General features: G+C 39.1%; 15 protein-coding genes. 11 read left to right on the top strand and 4 right to left on the bottom strand.

What is annotated here, in order from left to right; genetic code table 11:
* Nucleotides 1-369 precede the first annotated feature (369 nt).
* The 4 genes from PLEUR7319_RS0130085 to PLEUR7319_RS37195 all read left to right on the top strand — a co-directional run bounded on the left by PLEUR7319_RS0130085 (nt 370) and on the right by PLEUR7319_RS37195 (nt 5,172).
* Entirely contained in the window at nt 370-1,005 is a 636-nt protein-coding gene (locus tag PLEUR7319_RS0130085) for a peroxiredoxin (protein ID WP_026102874.1), read from the top strand.
* Between the two features lie 138 nt (nt 1,006-1,143).
* Nucleotides 1,144-2,142: a cysteine synthase A gene (gene cysK / locus PLEUR7319_RS0130080; RefSeq protein ID WP_019508949.1), complete on the top strand. Its 999-nt coding sequence runs from the start codon at nt 1,144-1,146 to the stop codon at nt 2,140-2,142.
* 242 nt (nt 2,143-2,384) lie between these two features.
* Nucleotides 2,385-4,517: a YncE family protein gene (locus PLEUR7319_RS37200; RefSeq protein WP_019508948.1), complete on the top strand. Its 2,133-nt coding sequence runs from the start codon at nt 2,385-2,387 to the stop codon at nt 4,515-4,517.
* Nucleotides 4,518-4,686: 169 nt separating this feature from the next.
* Nucleotides 4,687-5,172 carry a GNAT family N-acetyltransferase gene (locus PLEUR7319_RS37195; RefSeq protein ID WP_019508947.1) on the top strand — a complete coding sequence of 162 codons (486 nt, stop codon included), beginning with the start codon at nt 4,687-4,689 and terminating at the stop codon, nt 5,170-5,172.
* Between the two features lie 291 nt (nt 5,173-5,463).
* On the opposite strand, the gene PLEUR7319_RS0130065 is transcribed toward PLEUR7319_RS37195, so the two are convergent.
* Both PLEUR7319_RS0130065 and PLEUR7319_RS0130060 read right to left on the bottom strand, forming a co-directional pair.
* Entirely contained in the window at nt 5,464-6,585 is a 1,122-nt protein-coding gene (locus PLEUR7319_RS0130065) for an ABC transporter permease (protein WP_019508946.1), read from the bottom strand.
* A gap of 51 nt (nt 6,586-6,636) precedes the next feature.
* Entirely contained in the window at nt 6,637-7,308 is a 672-nt protein-coding gene (locus PLEUR7319_RS0130060) for a hypothetical protein (RefSeq protein WP_019508945.1), read from the bottom strand.
* A 177-nt stretch (nt 7,309-7,485) separates the two neighbouring features.
* On the opposite strand from PLEUR7319_RS0130060, the gene PLEUR7319_RS0130055 reads away from it, so the two are divergent.
* Entirely contained in the window at nt 7,486-8,751 is a 1,266-nt protein-coding gene (locus PLEUR7319_RS0130055) for a response regulator (RefSeq protein WP_019508944.1), read from the top strand.
* Nucleotides 8,752-9,058: 307 nt separating this feature from the next.
* Here the strand turns inward: PLEUR7319_RS0130055 and PLEUR7319_RS42305 are convergent, their stop codons facing one another.
* On the bottom strand, nt 9,059-9,358 hold the full coding sequence (locus PLEUR7319_RS42305) for a hypothetical protein (RefSeq protein WP_202804269.1): 300 nt from the start codon (nt 9,356-9,358) through the stop codon (nt 9,059-9,061).
* A gap of 37 nt (nt 9,359-9,395) precedes the next feature.
* On the opposite strand from PLEUR7319_RS42305, the gene PLEUR7319_RS0130050 reads away from it, so the two are divergent.
* The 3 genes from PLEUR7319_RS0130050 to PLEUR7319_RS43245 all read left to right on the top strand — a co-directional run bounded on the left by PLEUR7319_RS0130050 (nt 9,396) and on the right by PLEUR7319_RS43245 (nt 11,221).
* Nucleotides 9,396-10,058, top strand: coding sequence for a hypothetical protein (locus PLEUR7319_RS0130050; protein WP_202804268.1), 663 nt, complete (start codon nt 9,396-9,398; stop codon nt 10,056-10,058).
* 72 nt (nt 10,059-10,130) lie between these two features.
* Nucleotides 10,131-11,096 carry an aldo/keto reductase gene (locus tag PLEUR7319_RS0130045; protein ID WP_019508942.1) on the top strand — a complete coding sequence of 322 codons (966 nt, stop codon included), beginning with the start codon at nt 10,131-10,133 and terminating at the stop codon, nt 11,094-11,096.
* Complete coding sequence (locus tag PLEUR7319_RS43245; RefSeq protein ID WP_019508941.1) at nt 11,087-11,221, top strand: hypothetical protein; 135 nt, start codon at nt 11,087-11,089, stop codon at nt 11,219-11,221. The genes PLEUR7319_RS0130045 and PLEUR7319_RS43245 overlap by 10 nt, the downstream gene beginning before the upstream one ends.
* A gap of 31 nt (nt 11,222-11,252) precedes the next feature.
* Here PLEUR7319_RS43245 and PLEUR7319_RS0130035 read toward each other — a convergent pair whose 3' ends face one another.
* The gene (locus PLEUR7319_RS0130035) at nt 11,253-11,846 is read right to left on the bottom strand and encodes a DUF99 family protein (protein ID WP_019508940.1); all 594 of its coding nucleotides are present in this window, start codon (nt 11,844-11,846) and stop codon (nt 11,253-11,255) included.
* A 544-nt stretch (nt 11,847-12,390) separates the two neighbouring features.
* Here PLEUR7319_RS0130035 and PLEUR7319_RS0130025 point away from each other — a divergent pair.
* From PLEUR7319_RS0130025 to PLEUR7319_RS0130015, 3 genes are all read left to right on the top strand, one after another.
* Entirely contained in the window at nt 12,391-13,653 is a 1,263-nt protein-coding gene (locus PLEUR7319_RS0130025) for a response regulator (protein ID WP_019508939.1), read from the top strand.
* A 55-nt stretch (nt 13,654-13,708) separates the two neighbouring features.
* Nucleotides 13,709-14,071, top strand: coding sequence for a PleD family two-component system response regulator (locus PLEUR7319_RS0130020; protein WP_019508938.1), 363 nt, complete (start codon nt 13,709-13,711; stop codon nt 14,069-14,071).
* Between the two features lie 120 nt (nt 14,072-14,191).
* On the top strand, nt 14,192-16,582 hold the full coding sequence (locus tag PLEUR7319_RS0130015) for a methyl-accepting chemotaxis protein (protein ID WP_019508937.1): 2,391 nt from the start codon (nt 14,192-14,194) through the stop codon (nt 16,580-16,582).
* Nucleotides 16,583-16,585: the final 3 nt, after the last annotated feature.

The raw sequence follows: 16,585 nt of genomic DNA, 5'->3' as shown, positions 1-16,585 counted from the left end.
TTCTGATACTACAATCCTACCTGAACTTTCCAGAACTAAATGCTTAAACTCCATAACTTTCCTGCAACGACAACTACAAAAATCCTCATTATCTTGGAAATAGGCAGAAAATAAGTAGTTTATTACATTAGGTACATCCAAATTAACCAGCTTTACGTATTAACTATAGACAGTAAAAATCGCTTATCGCTTTGCAGCTAATAACTGAGCAGGTAATTGGTTTTTCGTCAGTTAAGAGCTACTGAAGTAAAAGTATTCCTATTTTTAGCTCTTAGAAAAAGCGATTGGCTTCGCCACCTCCCTTTGGGAGGTCGCATCAAGTCTTCTGTCAAAACTTTGTTTATTCTTTTTACATTTCGAGAGGTAATTATCATGCTTCAACTCAGCAATACAGTACCAAATTTTACCCAGCAATCTACTCAAGGTAAGATCGATTTCTATGATTGGGCGGGAGATAGTTGGGTAGTATTCTTCTCTCATCCAGCAGATTATACTCCTGTTTGCACCACCGAGCTTGGCAGCGTCGCCAAACTCAAGCCCGAATTTGATAAGCGTGGTGTTAAGGTCATTGCCCTAAGCGTGGATGATGTTGAATCTCATCAGGGCTGGATTAATGACATTAACGAGACTCAAAACACCGCTGTTAACTACCCCATAGTTGCGGATGTAGATAAGTCAGTTTCTAACCTTTATGGCATGATTCATCCCGATGCCAATGCGAAAGTGACAGTTAGAACTGTCTTTATCATCGATCCACAGAAGAAGTTACGTTTAACTATCACCTATCCACCCAGCACGGGACGCAATTTCCTGGAAATTCTGCGAGTTATTGACTCACTGCAGTTAACGGACAACTATAGCGTGGCTACCCCCGTGGATTGGCAGGATGGAGAAGATGTGGTGGTAGCTCCTTCTATTCCTACTGAGACAGCTAAACAGAAGTTTCCCAAAGGTGTGACGGAAATCAAGTCTTATCTACGTATGACTCCTCAACCTAATAGATAGATAAATTCCTGCGGAATATTGGAGATACATCAAGGCAATCGCCTTGAGCATTAATGGCTCGATCTAATACAAGATTTACTCTGCTGCTCTAAAGTTTTTAACTTTACTCATCACCTTAAGATTCAAGAGATACCAGTCATGCGAATTGCTCAGGATATTACTCAATTAATCGGTCACACACCGCTGGTGCAACTCAACCGAATTCCCCAAGCTGAGGGATGTGTAGGACGGATTGTGGTTAAGCTAGAAGGGATGAACCCCGCAGCCTCAATCAAAGATCGAATTGGGATTGCAATGATTCAGGCAGCAGAAAATGCCGGACAGATTCAGCCTGGAAAAACGATCCTGGTAGAGGCAACTGGAGGTAACACGGGTATCGCTCTAGCGATGGTGGCAGCGGTTAAAGGCTATCGATTGATCGTAACCATGCCAGAGACGATGAGCTGGGAAAGGCGTATTCTGCTGCAAGCCTATGGCGCAGAGTTAGTTCTAACGCCTAAAAGAGAGGGGATGAAAGGGGCTATTATCCGTGCAGCAGAAATCCTGCGAGAGTTGTCAAATGGTTTTATGCCCAATCAATTTCAAAATCCTGCTAATCCTAACATTCATCGCGAAACCACCGCTCAGGAACTTTGGGCAGATACAGACGGACAAGTAGATATTTTGGTAGCGGGCGTGGGTACAGGCGGCACTATTACGGGTATAGCTGAATTTATCAAGCAACGAAAGCCAGAGTTTAAAGCCATTGCAGTCGAGCCTCAAAATAGTTCTGTGCTATCTGGCGGTGAACCTAGTCTTCATAAGATTCAGGGGCTGGGTGCAGGATTTGTACCTCCCGTACTGCGAACTGACTTACTAGATGAGGTCATCTCGGTGACAGATGACGACGCGATCGCCTACAGTCGTCGTCTTGCCAGAGAAGAAGGCTTGCTGTCTGGTATCTCCACTGGTGCAGCACTCTGGGCTGCGATTCAGGTAGCCAAGCGTACCGAAAATGCCAACAAGCTAATTGTCATGATTCAGCCTAGCTTTGGAGAGCGTTATCTGAGTACCGTTCTGTTTCAAGATTTATTGCAGTCTGAAGGCGCAATTGAAAGTGATGGATTCAGGCGATTGAGCTTCGCCCAGGCTTCGTGATTGGGCTTTGCCCACCGCTAAAAGCGATTGGACTCCGTCCAGGCTTCGCGATTGGGCTCCGCCGACCGCCAAAGGCGATTACCCGCAGGGTACGCTTCGCGATCGCTTGTCCGGGGTTGTGTAGATGTAAATAAACCAACAACTTTGAAGAATCTTTATTTAAACGAATTCTCTAGAGAGCTAACGATCAATATGACATCAATTAACCAAAAACACAAATATATGACTAAGGAGAACCAACGATGGAAGTTACTAACGACGCACAAACTAATAATTTAACTACTCCAACCGCAGCCTTACAAACCAGTCAAGTTTCTGATTTTGACACTAAGTTGCCGATACATGATGCCTTGGCAGTATTAGAGCGAAATGAAGATGGGGTTGAATTAACTTTAGATACAGAACTCACCCCAGGAGCTTATACCGTTTGGTGGGTGGTTTTTAATAATCCCGAATTCTGCGTAGACGGTTGCGGTAGTGATGATTTGGAGCGACCAGAAGTTAATGCCTCTTCTTTTTGGGCGACAGGAGAAATCGTCGACGATGAAGGCACGGAAAACTTTAGCGTACAACTTTTAGAAGGAGAACTTCCTACTGGTTCAGACCAAGTTACTTTGGGAGATGGACTAGTGGATTCTTTCTCGGCTGAGATACATCCCATTATTCGTTCTCATGGTTCGGTTATTCCCGGACTAGAAGAGGTACAAACCACTACCTTGAACGGCGGTTGCCCTCCTAATGAATGTGAAAATCTTCAATTTGCTGTCTTTCCAGCAGTTTCGGATGCTACCCAAACAAATAATAGACAAATTGTTATCGCCAATCGTGCTTCGGGCAACATTTCTATTCTAGACGCTCAAACAGGAGAGGAGCTAAGAACGGTAGACTTGCCTTTTGGAGAAGGAGAAAAGCCTCCAGAACCCATGTACGTTTATCACCTACTCAGCACAAATGAAATTATTGTAGACGATCGCGCCAATAATCGAGTTGTTTTCTTTGACCAAACCACTTACGAAGTCACTCGTACTGTCGAAACAGGGGCAGGCAACTTCCATATGTGGGTAGATCCCCAAGAGAAGCAACTGTGGGTAGTTAATGACCTTGACGTTGCCTTAACCGTTGTCGAGATAGAAACAAACGAAACCACCAAAGTTCAGTTGCCCGAAGCAGCGATCGGGACAAATGCCATACCTCATGATGTTATCCTCGATCCTTCTGGACTTTATTCTTACGCCACGATTCTCCGTGAGGATAACCCCGATTCCGACCTATTGGTAAAAATTGATACCGCAACCTTTGAGATTCTCGATACCGCTGAGGTAGGTAAAGATCCCCACCTCTCCCTAGCACCAGAAAGTAATTTACTGTACGTCCCTACTCAGAATAGCAATCGCATTGATGTCTTTGACAGGAGAGGCACGGAGTTAGTTAAAGTTGACTCCCTCGAACAACCTGGCGTTCATGGTATTGATTTCAGTCTCGATGGCAGATACCTCTACACTACCAATTTACCTGGTGGTGGTCCCAATGGGTTATTTGCGATCGATGCCCGCACCAATGAAATTGTTGGTGATCTCGACGGTGTTGACACCCCGTTTCCTACACCCCATAATGTCTGGTTGACTGGAGATGGACAGAGGCTATTTATGACTCATTCTGGTTCAGAAGCCAGTCAAGTTAGCTTCTACTCTCTTGAAGATCCTACCCGTCCTGTTTTGCTCGACTCGGTTAACGTTAACGGTCTCAATCCCTTTAGTTTAGCTTTTGCTGCCCCCATGCAAGACGATTTGATTGTGGGTGACAACGATAACGATCGTCTCCGAGGAGGCAACGGTAACGACCGAATATTCGGCGAAGATGGCGATGACATTCTCCGAGGAGGCAACGGCAATGATAAGCTTTTTGGTCAAGAAGGTTATGACTCTCTCTTTGGCGGATACGACAATGATGTCTTGATTGCCGGTGAAGATGATGACCTGCTCAACGGCGGACACGGCAATGATGTCCTGATTGGGGTTGGGGTCGAATCCTTTACCCCTGGAAAAGGTGAATTTGATGTCTTTAAAGGCAGCAAAGGGAGCGACACCTTCGTCCTGGGAGATGCTCTAGAAGTCTACTACGATGACGGCTTTGCCCAGACGATGGGCTTGAAGGATATGGCATTGATTAAGGACTTTAACCTCGATGAATCCGATGTAATTCGGCTGCATGGGAGTGCTGATGACTATCAATTAAAACAAATAGAAACGTTTCGCTTGGGAACTGGGATCCTTTACACGGTTGAAGGTCAAGCTCCTGAACTGGTTGGCTTTGTCCAAGACGTAACCGAGCTGGATTTGTCTAGTAATGCCTTTGAATTCGCAGTTTTTGCATAGAGTTCACAGAGCGATCAATCAAGGGAATGATATAGCATTACGCTTTAAGCTTAGGACATAAGATATTGGTTCAAAGGGAACAGGGAACAGGGAACAGGGAACAGGGAATAGAAAATATCCTAATATTTTCTCGTAGTGCTATACCTACTAGTCTGCCAATTTTGTTTTGATGGATGCGGAAAAAGTAATGATGAAATTCCGCACGGCTAATGCAAATGATATTGAAACGCTGTCAGCGATCGCTATCTCTGCAAAGGCTCATTGGGGTTATCCTTTCTCGTGGTTAAAGCTGTGGGAGGAGTTCCTAACGGTTACGCTTGAGCAAGTCGAGAACAACACCATCTTCGTATGCGAGCTACAAGGGAAAACTGTTGGATTTATTGGAATCTCTGCTCAGACTAACCGAGCTGAAATTGAACACTTATGGGTCTTGCCTGAGTTTATGGGCAGAGGCATTGGACGAGCCTTATTCCAACATGCCTTGGAATGGTGTCGAGCTAATGCTATTGACAAACTGAAAGTTGTTTCAGATCCAAATGCTCTGGGATTTTACCAGACTTTGGGGGGCAACGTTGTTGGGGAGGAATCTTCGATTCCCCAGTCACGAGTTTTACCCGTGCTTCAGTTTTCTATTGATAGCTCAGAAGAGATCTAGAAACCTACATTTCGCACGTTACAAATGAAGCACAATAGATTATCGTAAAAATCGCTAATTTTGCCAAATTTTCATTGTCACATCTTGAACTATTCTTGATTTTTCGCGATGACATGATTTTGTCTCAAATCACTAAAACTATTTCAAGGCAATGGTTTTGAATGAAATTTATTAGAAGTATAATGCAACTCGCGAAATGTGGGTAGAAATTAGAAAGTTGCGAAATATTTAAGCTTTATCCACCTCGTTGAACTCAAATATGGCGAAGATCAGTACAGTCAAAAATTAAGTCTATTTGCTTTGATACAAATTACGAGGGTCTAAAGCATCTCGAAGTCCATCTCCTAGCAAATTAAACGCTAATACAGTCAAAATAATTAATAAAGCTGGCGGAATAATTAACCAGGGTTGCAATACTAAAATCGAGGCATTGGTAGCCGAAGATAATAAATTCCCCCAGCTAGGATCTTTGATGGGGATGCCTAATCCAATTAGGCTTAGAGTTGCTTCTGCAATAATAAAACCTGGAACAGCCAAGGTTGCAGAAATGATAATATAAGTAGCCGTTTGAGGTAGGATATGACGCACAATAATATATAGAGGGTTGGCTCCCATTGCTTTGGCAGCTTGCACAAATTCCTGTTCTTTAAGCGATAAAACTTGACCTCGAATAACCCGTGCCAAACCAGACCAACTAATAAGTGAAGTGATCAAAACAATTAATAAAAAAGTTTGAGCACCACTTAAACCAGGAGGTAAAACTGAAGCCAAAGCTATCAAGAGATAGATGCCTGGTATGGTCATCAAAACTTCCACCACCCGCATTAACACCGCATCAATCCAACCGCCAAAATAACCAGAAATACCCCCGATCAGCATTCCTAGGGGAAAAGAGATAGTAATTCCTGCTAGCCCGATAAAGAGACTAATCCTGCCTCCAAATAACAAACGACTGAATAAGTCTCTACCCTGTTCGTCAGTTCCTAAAATATTAATTTTAGCTGCTCCCAAAGTACCAAATAAATGCCGTTTCAAAGGAATTCCAGGCAAGATAGTGACTGATTTAAATTGGGGAGGTAAAGGTAAGGAGATTTCAAATAGATTGTAGGGTGTGCCCTGAACCAAAAAGCCAAGAGGAGCAGGATTTTCTCGATCGACGATTAACAGGCGATCGCCTGTATTAATATCAGTAATTCCTTGAGTGGTAGGAAAAACATAGGGGGCAGTTAATTTACCATCAGCATTACGCCAGTGAATTGCCGTGGGAGGCAATAAAGAACCGTCACTTTGAGAATCATAGGGGGAGTAAGGCGCGATAAAATCAGCGAAGATAACCGAAAAATAAAAGACAATTAAAATAGTTGCTCCCAAACGAGCGAGAGCATTTTTTTTCAGTTTCTGCCACCAGTTCATAAGTTATGTCTCAGGTAAATTAGCTTCGTTATGATAATTTGTTTTGAGCTGTCAAGGATTTGAAGTCTCTACAGGACTGACTTTTGCTTTATACAATAATTTCTGATCTTGTTTATAGCCCACATAACGTACTTGTACCAGATCTCCCAATTGGGCTGTCCCCTTAATTAATTGATGATACTGAGGATCGTAAGCTATTTTATCTCCCACAGCAGCAATGGCTTGGACATTCCAGTGCTTCAAAAGTTGTTCTAGAGGTTGTAATAAGGGTAATAATCTTGCCGCTGGTAGTTGAGGATTTCTACAGACGGCAGCAACAGCAGTTGGCCATTGTAATAACCAAGATTCAATAGTTTCTAAACTTGCTTTCTGGAACTCTGCTTCCAAAAATTCTTGTTGCACCAGCATTTCATGCTGGAGTTTCTGATACTCTTGTTGACAACTAGCAAGAGCATCATCAGCTTTGTGTTCTTCATGTTTAATCTTAGCGGTCGATTGTTCGACAAAAGTCTCTACCAAACTATCAATCGAAATATTCAGAGCTCGAGCAATTTTGGCGATCGCACCAACAGATAAATTGAGAATTAAACCCCGTTGGATTCTAATCAACTGTAGTCGGGCAACCTGAGCTACGCTACTGAGTTCGTCAATATCAGAAATATTTACCTGCCTCATCAAATCTTGAAGCAGTTGCTTATTTGTTTCGTATGAATAGTGATTCATCTTAATTTTTAGCTAGAAAACCGTCAGAGAACAATCAATAAAGATTGAGAAATAGTTTTTTAGTCTTGGCCGATCAATGTTTATTGTAGGGTGATTTTTCCTGTGTTAACATTGTGGCGAAAAAATAGATTTACCTCCAAATCGAGCTCAAAAAATAGGAATGGAGATGCAACAAGAATGACCGCTGAGTTGACTCCTAATCAAATATCAGTTAATCAATTTACCGCTTCAAAACAAATTCAACTATTCAAAGATCTCAAACAAGGTCTTTTTAGTGGTCAAGTAATTATTAAAGACTACCAAGCTAATGTTTGGACATTTTTTCTCTACTTTGGCAGAATTCTTTACGTAACAGGGGGAACTCATCCAGTTAGAAGATGGCGTCGAAATCTTGCTGTTTTTTTTCCTCAAATAACGGCTCAGTTATCACAAGAACTGGCATCTACGATAATTACAATTAGTCAAAAGCAAATTATTAGTTGGGATTACCAACTACTTTACTTGTGGGTCGAACAAGGAAAAGCTAATCGCGAACAAGCAACTAAAATGATTCGCTCCATAGTCACAGAAGTCCTGTTTGACATTACTCAAGCCCAAGATATTGTTTATTCCTTCATATCTGAATCGGAATCAACAGAATTTAGAATTGCGATGATCGATTCAGAACAACAAGTTATTGAAGCTTGGAAAATTTGGCAACAATGGCAACAAACTAAAATTGCTGATAGTTCTCCTAATCTGGCTCCCATAATTAAACAACTGGAAACTCTACCAGAGAAAGTAGGTGAAAAAACTTATCAAACATTGAGTAGATTTATGAATGGTAAACAAACTTTAAGGGATTTAGCCATTCGTAAACAAACTGATTTAATATTAGCAACCCGCTCCATCATTCCTTATATCCAACTAGGTTTAATCGAATTAATTGAGATTGACGATTTACCTTTACCAATCAAAATTCTGACGACACCAAATAAACAAGCATCACCATCCCAACCGGGTGAAGTAGATAATATTGAAATATCTTTTGCTACTGGGGAAAATGATTTAAATCAGGAGATTAAACCAGAAAAAAATAAATTATTAGTTGCTTGTATTGATAAAAACGCCATAATCTGCCAAATAATCAAGAAAATTATTACTAATGCCGGATATGCTTATGTCAGCTACAACGATCCTTTACAGGCGATCGCTGCTGTTCTTGATAGTAAGCCGGATTTAGTATTTATTAATGTTGAGCTTACAGAAATTAGTGGTTATGATGTTTGCAACGAGTTACGACAACTCGAATATTTTCATAAAACTCCCATAATTTTATTTAGCAAAAATATTAACCTGGTAGATCGGATGAAAGCGAAAATGGCTGGTTGTTCTGAACTATTTAATCAGCCTCTTGACGCTAAATCTCTACTTAGTACAATCGACAGATATGCCAAGATATAAATCTCTCCAGAAGAGAATAACTTAACAACTTAAATATTTTGGTTTTTCACCTTTCTCTATCAAGCGATCGCGAACAGATTTATGACACGATCATTTTATAGAGACTACCAGAGTTTTGTCATGGCGAAAAATGAACAAACTATACACCTCAATCATCCTATTTGCTAACATAAATCATCTGGATTAAATATATGTGAATTTATTGGCTCGAAAGAGTAAAAATAATGATCAGCAGTAATGACTCAAAGAGGTCAAAATTACCAAGAGGGGGATACCCGATATTGCTGTTGTTAACTTTAATCAGTTTCTATTTAATCTCTAGAGAAAATAATTTAGTAGTAGAATTGCATAATCGAATTGGAGAAATACCTTTTTTAGTATTTTCTTTAGCGGTAGCTCTAGTATTTTGTCTATGGTTAATTCCTGGTAGTACTAATTTGATGACTAATTCGGCGGCGGGATTAGCAGAAAAATTACTGGGAACAAAACAGCGTACTCTAGTGATTAATTCTACGACTAATTTACCTGAATTATTCTTGATGTTGAGCTCATTTGGGCTAGAAAAATTGGGAGGAGTAGCCACTCCTCTGGGGTCGAATTTTGCCAATATATATTTAATGTTTGCGATGGCGCCAATAATGGTGATGAGTAAATGGTTATTATTAGGTCAATTTGCTCGAATAAGGAATTTTATCGAGCTGCTTAAAAAAGAAAGAAAGCTGGTCATTTGGCATTTAATAATCTCATTGACGATGTTGACCTTTTCGAGTGGAGCTTGTTGGTCAATAACTGGCATATTGCCGCTTATGACTTGGCCCCAAAATACATTAATACGGACAGGTAATTTTCTCTTAATAGGAGGATGTATCTGTTTGATGGGCATTGTAGTTTATTTCTTATTGGAAGAAAGATTAAAAAGAAAGCGTCCAGAAATTTTTGAAGAGATAGAAAGCGAAGATTTTACACCTAGTTGGCTCAAGTTTTTCTTGGGGACTGTTGGAGTTATTTTATGTTGCTATCTTCTGAATTTATTTTTTATCGCCTGTACTGAACTTTATGAGCCATTATTGAAATCATTCTTTGGAGCAGCAATTTTTGCGTATCTACATTACTTTATAGGAAGTTTGATCTCCTCTTTGCCAGAGACAACTATAGCTGTAAAAAACTATGAACGTCTAAATTCTTCCGATCTGAATACAGCATTATCTTCAGCTAGCATTTCAAATATGAGTAATCTTGGGATTGCATTTTTGGGAAGTATTTTAGCTAGCTTATTGGTCTCATTAGGCTGGATTTCAGAATTGTAAATAAGCAACAATTGTTCGTTTGCAAGAGTTCTATTCTCGCTAGAATATTCCTCAAAGCTGAAATCAAAAATCATGAGCCAAAAAACTAATCGACGTAACTTCCTTATAGGTAGCGTAGCAGCAGCAACAGTTATTGGCAGTCAAGCTCTAACGAAAAAATCAACCCCAGCCTCTTCTTCAACAGTTAAATCCATGCCAGAAAGAGTATTAGGCTCCACTCAGGTAAGCCTACCAATTTTGGGCTTGGGTGGAGCGGGGCGAACTCCCATTTCTCATGAAGGTCAAGAAGCCGAAGCCATTGCTTTGATTGAGAAGGCGTTAGAATTAGGCATCAAATATTACGATACCGCAGCCAGCTATGGACCTTCAGAAGAACGCTTTGGTAAAGTTTTACCGACGTACCGCGAGCGCATTTATCTTAACAGTAAAACCGCAGCCAGAGATTACGATGGTGCTTGGCGAGAATTAGAGCGGTCATTAGAACGTCTCCAGACAAATTATCTCGATTCTTGGCAGTTACATCACGTTTCCTTTACTGATGAATTAGATACCATTTTTAGCAATCGAGGGGCAATCAAAGCGGTTGAAGAAGCTAAAGAGCAAGGATTAATTAAATTTTCGGGAATTACAGGACATCACGAACCAGAAGTTATTGCCGAGGGGTTGCGTCGCTATGATTTTGACACAACTTTGATCTCTCTCAACGCTGCTGATGTTCATCATCCTCGCCCGTTTTCCCGTATCGTCTTACCAGTAGCACGAGAGAAACAGGTCGGTGTAATCGCGATGAAAGTCCCCGCCTACGGTAGATTGCTCCAACCCGCTCTTTTATCTAGTATGGAACAGGCTATGGGGTACAGTCTCTCTTTACCTGGAGTAGATTGTTGCATCATAGCTGCTGAAAACCCCGAACAACTAGAATCGAATGTTACCGTAGCACGCAATTATACTCCTTTAGACACAGCGCAGATGACCCAAATAGAACAATTAACTATCGACGCTGGAGAAGACGGGGCGTTCTTTCGTCGATGGACTTAAAACACGCTATGGGAATCATAAAAGCTTTAATTATTTATGGTAGAGATATTTTGACTAATTTAAGTTCGGCGATCGCTAGTTCAAGTTCGATAGTCAAAAAAACTACCAACAGGATATCAGTTTGAACAGCAATAATAAGTAAAGCGAGAAAAACCGTTAAGCACGTTTTCCACTTTCTCCATTGAGCACAGCAGAAGTAATTAGATGGGCTATTCTTAGAGCTTCTGGCACATTTCCCTTATCTGTTAAACGTTGCAATATTCGAGCTGTCAAGACTGCACTCAGCCCACAAACCTGAAAATAGAAAGGTGGCTGAACCTGAATTTCTCCTGCTTGGGCTAAGATTTGTAATCTTTTTTCAGGCTCAGGTAAAAGAGAAATTGCTGCTTTCATTTTCGACAACTTAGGGAATTTTCTCATCACAGCGACACAGGGTAATTGTATTTGTTGAGCTAAATTAGGTAGCTCGATTAAATTCAAACCTCCCATGCTAATCCCGTCTAACAAGACCAGATGAAGTTGAGCATGAAATTTACTTGAGAGCAGCATTTGGGCTAGTTGCTCGGTGCTATCCCATCCGTCAGCTTGTATATGTCCCCACAACATTCCTTCAAAACGAGTTAAGCTACAAACCACTCCCGCAACAGCAACCGGCTTGCTTGTATGACGCTCAAAAGGAGCATCATCAAAACCAATCACTCTAATTTGGCGATTATGGCGTAGAAGAAAGTCCAGTTTTTTTTCATTCACGGCAAACAGGTTAGATATATTTCGGTTTCAGGGGCTGAGTAGCAATCGATACTGTTGATTAACTTAACATTGAAACCAAGAGTAAATATATTCCTAAGAGAATACGTAGTAATCTCTGATTACTCCGCCGTACAACGACGGAGCCTGCTCTGACCGTTGGTCAAATATCTTCATCTGTAAGCGAGGTTCAATATGCCCAAATTGTCACCCTGGAAAGAAATTAGTGGTGATGAGATGTTAGTTCTTGAGGATTTTCGGGAACTATAAATATAGTTTAAATTGTAATTTTAGCTAATTAGTATTTAGCCTCTAAGTAATTAGACTCGGGATTGATATCAAAAATATCGATCAAAACATCAACTAAAGTGACATAATCCAATCAATCAGAATATTAAATCATTTATCTGGCTTATTTTTATCTTTAAACAAATATAATTGCTGATTTTTACTATTTTTATCTTTATTTATAGCTAACATTTTTTTATTCTAACTAATACATCTAGATACTTGAAAGTTGTTTTAAGTTGTATAAATTAATTCGATTATGAATCAATCATCCTCCAGTAGTCTAGTAACAAATACTGATAATAATATTTATCCGATTGAAGTTTTAACGCAATTATCAGAACAACAACTAAGTGGTTGTTTAGAATTAACAGCTAATTCTGTAGTTTACTATTTCTATCTTTACAGAGGAGTAATTGCCTATGCCACCAATTCTATTAAACCCTTTGAAAGATTAGAAAGACATTTACGCCGTTTAAGTCATCAGATTCCCAATTTAAAAGGCGATTTTCGTAACTCTGTTAGTTTAGTTTTTGATGTTGAAGCTGAGAATTATGTTGACAACCCAACTGATTATAAAGCTATCTCATGGATGGCTACTGCGGGACATATTACTAAAGAACAGGCAAATATATTAATCATAAGTCTAGCTGAAGAAATACTAGATTCTTATTTAATTTTATCTAAAAACTATCAATATCAGTATTTAAAAAATGCTCAAATTAAAGAACCTTTGGCAAAATTAGACATAATTAATCTAATTCAAAAATGCCAAACTAGATTAAAATTATGGCATTCATTTTTACCACAAATATCTTCTGCTTATCAACGTCCATACTTCTTTACTAAACCCGATGCCTCAGCAGAGCAAAAAAAAATAGCTAAAATTTTGAAAGGATTTAGTTTTCGACAGTTAGCTGCTATTCTAAATCAAAATGAGTTAGTAATAGTTCAAAAGTTTTATGCTTTAATTATCAACAAAACTATTGTTATTCGTGCTCCGCAGAGTCCTTTTGACTTACTTCCTACGTATTCAGCCGAAACTGCCAAAATTTTAGAGTCAACTGTTTCTCAAGCGACCAATACAGAAGTCAAAGCTGAGACTAAATCTAGTGAACTAAATTTTGACGATCTACCAGGACAAAAAGAAACAAAAAAACAATGGAAAATAGTTTGTATTGATGATAGTCCGTCAATTTTAAAAGAAATTGGTCGCTTTTTAGAGGGTGATGAATTTTCTGTATTTCCAATTACCGAACCTCTAAAAGCTCTGATGAAAATTATTAGAATCAAGCCAGATCTTATTTTACTTGATGTTGGTATGCCCAATATAGATGGATATAAATTATGTTCTTTAGTCAGAAAATATTCTGCCTTTCAATCAACACCTATTGTTATGGTAACAGGAAATAAAGGCATTATTGATCGTGCTAAAGCTAGACTCGTAGGAGCTACCGACTATATGACTAAACCATTTACTCAATCAGATTTACTCAATATAGTTTTTAAGTATTTGAGTTAGAGGTTATAAAAATTACGATTTATCAACCAATACAAACTGAGGAATAATTAAAATCATGGTAAAAATTTTAGTCGTTGATGATACTCCTTCAACCAGACAATTAATTTCGGGATACTTGCAAGAAAATGGTCATCAAGTAATTGAAGCTGAGGATGGCAAAGAAGCGTTGGCTAAAGCTATTGATAATAGTCCTGATGTAATTATTACTGATGTAGTAATGCCCGAGATGAATGGTTTTGAATTATGTCGCAGTCTGAAAAAAAAGCCTGAAACTCAGGGAGCAAGAATTGTTGTTTGTACCTCTAAAAATCAAGATATAGATCGTCTTTGGGGTATGAAACAAGGTGCAGATGTATATCTTACTAAACCTTTTACTAGAGAAGATATTATGAAAGCAATAACCTCTCTAAATCTTTAGCTTCTGAGGGTAGGTAGAGAGTGAGAAAAATGATAATTAGTTATACAACTGTTTTACTAGTTTTAAACTAATTAATATTTTTTTACGGTGACTGATTCCAGCAATCTCAAATAGAAAGATATGTCAGAAAATCAAGTACAAAGTGAAAAAAGTAAATTTTTGTTGAACAATAAAATTAGTCTTCAGTACTATTTATTTTTTACTATTGTTCCTACCTTACTCATACCCTTATTAATTGCTTGTATTGTTAGTTATCAGATTATTCGTGACAACTCAGTTAAACAATTGAGACAAAAAGTAGAACAAGAAGCTTTATTAGCGCAAAAAAGTTTCAGTTTGGCAATTGATAGTGCTGTTGATATTTCGGTTTCTGTTGCCTCTAATCCTGCTGTTTTATCGGCTATTCAAAAGGGTATTCAAAAAGTAGAAACAGAGCAATTGAATTCCTTGGCGATCGCCGAAGCGGAAAAAAAATATGCCACAACTAAGACACTGATCAATGATACTGCTCTCAATAATTATCTGAAGCAAACTGCTGAAAGTTCGGGGTTGGCAGAAATATTTATTACGGAAAAAAACGGTTTTAATATTGCCTATTCTCAACTAACTTCCGACATGATTCAAAGCGATGAATCCTGGTGGCAACAAGGCAAACAAGTTGTAAATTATATTGACCAACCCAGTCTAGATCAATCAAGCAACAGCTTTAGTATTCCTCTGATTAGACAGATCAAAGATCCGCAATCTGGAGAATTTTTGGGAGTTATTAAGTCTGTTCTGCCCGTTAGTACTTTAGTAGCACTTGAAAGTGACAACTTAAAAAATATTAGTATCTCTGGCTCACAAAGTGTTCAGTCCATTGATATTAAACAAAAACAGGTTTTAAATACTTTTACTAGTCAAGGAAGTACTGAAAATTCAGCCATTATTGGCGGAGATGCGATCGCTGTAATTGGTGAATTTATTGCTCTTACCCCTCAGCCTGAGAATATCACTGAAGATCAACTTAATGACCTATTACCCGAAGACTCCTCTTTAAAAAACCTGAGGGTTAATCAATTTGAGTCAGTTTTAGACCAAGATGTTGTTACTATTTCCTTTATTTATCAGAATAAAGAATATACCCTTTCTCCTATTGCCAATACTACTTTAATTATTAGTGCTTCTATTGACCGCTCAGAGATATTGATCTTAGGAGCAAGAAGAATAATTATATTGCCATTATTAATCATTTTATCAATACTTTCTGCCATAGTGGCGATCACCATTTTGGCACGAAAAATAGCCAATCCCTTACAAGATTTAGCAGCTAAGGCAGAGCTAGTGGCATCAGGTGATCTAAACGTTATAGTCACTCCTTCAGGTAGCAGGGAAACAATAACTTTAGCCAACAGCTTTAACAATTTGGTGCAAAAAGTAAAACAACTTCTCCAAGAACAAAGTGTTTCCCTCGCAGAATTACAACAAGCTCGTAGCGAAGCAGAAACTATTGTCCAAGAACAAAAGCAAAAAAACCAAACGATTCAACTGCAACTATTAGGATTTTTAGATGATGTAGAAGGTGCTTCAGGTGGCGATTTGACGGTGCGATCGCAAATCAATGAGGGTGAAATTGGGATTGTGGCTGACTTCTTTAATTCGATTATCGAAAATCTTCGGGATATCGTTACTCAAGTAAAACAAGCTGCCGATCAAGTTAATAAGTCAGTAACTAACAATCAAGGGACAGTCAATCAACTAAGTCATGAAGCTCGTCAACAAGCTGAACAAATTAGTCAAATTCTCTCATCTGTAGAGCAAATGACACGTTCAATTCAAGAAGTAGCCCAAACTGCTCAAACTGCAGCTAAAGTTGCTCGCATTTCCTACGTGAAAGCTGAAGATGGCGGCAAAAGTATGGAACGTACAGTAAATAGTATTTTACAATTGCAGTCAACTATTGGCGAAACCTCGGATAAAGTCCAGAGTTTGGGGACAGCTTCGCAACAAATTTCCCGAGTCATTTCTCTTATCAATCAAATTGCCATGCAAACTAATCTGCTAGCAATCAATGCTTCAATAGAAGCAGCTCGGGCGGGAGACGAAGGTCGAGGTTTTGCCGTAGTAGCAGAAGAGGTTGGAGATTTAGCAACTCAATCAGCAGCAGCTACCAAAGAGGTGGAAAGTATTATTTCCAAAATTCAAGCAGAAATTGTGCAAGTAATGGAAGCGATAGAAGTTGGGAATAGCCGAGCAGCAGAAGGAACTCGATTAATAGAAGATACTAAACAAAGTTTGCAGCAAATCGTAGGAGTATCACGTCAGATCGATAGCTTAGTAGAATCTATCTCTCAAACAACTATTTCTCAGGCACAGACTTCGGAGACAGTAACTCAACTAATCGGTCAAATCGCTAATATTTCGGAACGCACTTCTGATACTTCTCAAGAAATATCTCATTCCCTCACATCAACAGTAGCGATCGCGCAACAACTGCAATCATCTGTAGACACTTTTATCGTAGAAAATTAAGGT

Origin of the sequence: Pleurocapsa sp. PCC 7319 (assembly GCF_000332195.1) — a bacterium.
In the GTDB taxonomy this organism is placed as follows: domain Bacteria; phylum Cyanobacteriota; class Cyanobacteriia; order Cyanobacteriales; family Xenococcaceae; genus Waterburya.
The sequence above is the reverse complement of the archived record's forward strand: the minus strand, read 5'-3'. Positions and strand labels throughout refer to the sequence as shown.

Excerpts from the sequence above, each read along its gene's own strand:
- cysK (WP_019508949.1), top strand. The coding sequence starts at position 1,144 with ATGCGAATTGCTCAGGATATTACTCAATTAATCGGTCACACACCGCTG.
- PLEUR7319_RS37200 (WP_019508948.1), top strand. The coding sequence starts at position 2,385 with ATGGAAGTTACTAACGACGCACAAACTAATAATTTAACTACTCCAACC.
- PLEUR7319_RS37195 (WP_019508947.1), top strand. The coding sequence starts at position 4,687 with ATGGATGCGGAAAAAGTAATGATGAAATTCCGCACGGCTAATGCAAAT.
- PLEUR7319_RS0130065 (WP_019508946.1), bottom strand. The coding sequence starts at position 6,585 with ATGAACTGGTGGCAGAAACTGAAAAAAAATGCTCTCGCTCGTTTGGGA.
- PLEUR7319_RS0130060 (WP_019508945.1), bottom strand. The coding sequence starts at position 7,308 with ATGAATCACTATTCATACGAAACAAATAAGCAACTGCTTCAAGATTTG.
- PLEUR7319_RS0130055 (WP_019508944.1), top strand. The coding sequence starts at position 7,486 with ATGACCGCTGAGTTGACTCCTAATCAAATATCAGTTAATCAATTTACC.
- PLEUR7319_RS0130050 (WP_202804268.1), top strand. The coding sequence starts at position 9,396 with ATGAGTAAATGGTTATTATTAGGTCAATTTGCTCGAATAAGGAATTTT.
- PLEUR7319_RS0130045 (WP_019508942.1), top strand. The coding sequence starts at position 10,131 with ATGAGCCAAAAAACTAATCGACGTAACTTCCTTATAGGTAGCGTAGCA.
- PLEUR7319_RS43245 (WP_019508941.1), top strand. The coding sequence starts at position 11,087 with ATGGACTTAAAACACGCTATGGGAATCATAAAAGCTTTAATTATTTAT.
- PLEUR7319_RS0130025 (WP_019508939.1), top strand. The coding sequence starts at position 12,391 with ATGAATCAATCATCCTCCAGTAGTCTAGTAACAAATACTGATAATAAT.
- PLEUR7319_RS0130020 (WP_019508938.1), top strand. The coding sequence starts at position 13,709 with ATGGTAAAAATTTTAGTCGTTGATGATACTCCTTCAACCAGACAATTA.
- PLEUR7319_RS0130015 (WP_019508937.1), top strand. The coding sequence starts at position 14,192 with ATGTCAGAAAATCAAGTACAAAGTGAAAAAAGTAAATTTTTGTTGAAC.